1 protein-coding gene is annotated in these 1381 nt (G+C 65.3%); it reads left to right on the top strand.

What is annotated here, in order from left to right:
- Positions 1-1381: amino acid adenylation domain-containing protein (locus tag A3C3_RS0137250; protein ID WP_028740334.1), on the top strand; the 1381-nt coding region annotated here is incomplete at both ends.

Raw genomic sequence — 1381 nt, 5'->3', positions numbered from 1 at the left:
TCGAGGATGCCGCACCGCGGCTGCTGCTTTGCGATGCCGCCGGACGCGCCGCACTCGGCGCCGAGGCGCTTGTCGATGTGACGGTGGTCGATCTGGAAACGGCCACCCCGGTCTGGGCCGAGCTGCCTGCTTCGGATCCCGAGCCGCGCGCGCTGGGCCTCACCGCGCGCCATCTCGCCTACATCATCTATACCTCAGGCTCCACCGGCACCCCAAAGGGCATCGAAATGCCCCACGGGTCGCTTATGAATTTGCTTTGGTCCTCGCCGGAGTTTGGTGCGCCAAAACGACGTACACTTCAGTTCACGACTTTGAACTTCGACGTCTCGTTCCAGGAGTTATTCAGTTGCTGGAGGGACGGCGGGCTACTGGTGCTCGTGCAGGAAGAGACCCGTGCCGACTTTTCCGAGTTGCTGGACTTTGTGTGCAGAGAAGGGATCGAGCGGCTTTTCCTCCCATTCGTAGCCTTGAAACATTTTGCGGAAGCCTGGTGCGCTCGGGGAGCGCTGCTGCCCTCTTTGAGAGAAATTTATACAGCGGGTGAGCAATTGCGAGCCACCCCCGAGCTCAGGTCGTTCTTCGAGACTCACCCGAGGGCGAGGTTGATAAATCAGTATGGGCCTACAGAAACCCACGTAGTCACGGAGCACCGCCTCGTGGCTGATCCATCATGCTGGCCGCAATTGCCTCCCATCGGCCGTCCGATCGCCAACGCGCGGATCTACCTGCTGGATGCTTACGGCGCGCCGGTGCCGGTGGGAGCAGTTGGTGAGCTCTATGTTGGCGGGGCAGGCGTTGCGCGCGGCTACCTGAACCGTCCCGAGCTGACGGCCGATCGGTTTACCGCCAGCCCCTTTGTGGAGGGCGACCGGCTGTACCGGAGCGGCGATCTGGCGCGTTATCTGCCGGACGGCAATCTGGAGTTTTTGGGCCGCAACGACGACCAGGTGAAGATCCGCGGCTTCCGCATCGAGCCGGGCGAGATCGCGGCGCGGCTTTGCGAGCACGAGCTTGTCGGCGATGCGGTGGTGGTAGCGCGCGCCGATCGGACCGGCGACCAGCGGCTCGTCGCCTATGTGGTGGCGAAGCCGGCGGACGGCTCGGAGGGCGCCGATGGCGCGCAGCTTGCTGCCTCCTTGCGCGCCCATCTGGGCGGGCGGCTGCCGGACTACATGGTGCCGTCGGCCTTCGTGCGGCTGGATGGGCTGCCGCTGACGCCGAACGGCAAGCTCGACCGCCAGGCGCTGCCGGCCCCCGACGACGACGCCTATGCGCGCACCGCCTATGAAGCGCCGCAGGGCGAGGTCGAGACGCTGCTGGCCGGGATCTGGGCGGAGCTTCTCGGGGTCGAGCGGGTCGGACGCCACGACAACTTCTTCGA

The sequence above is a fragment of the Rhizobium mongolense USDA 1844 genome, from assembly GCF_000419765.1.
GTDB lineage: Bacteria > Pseudomonadota > Alphaproteobacteria > Rhizobiales > Rhizobiaceae > Rhizobium > Rhizobium mongolense.
This window is presented reverse-complemented; position numbering and strand designations above follow the sequence as displayed.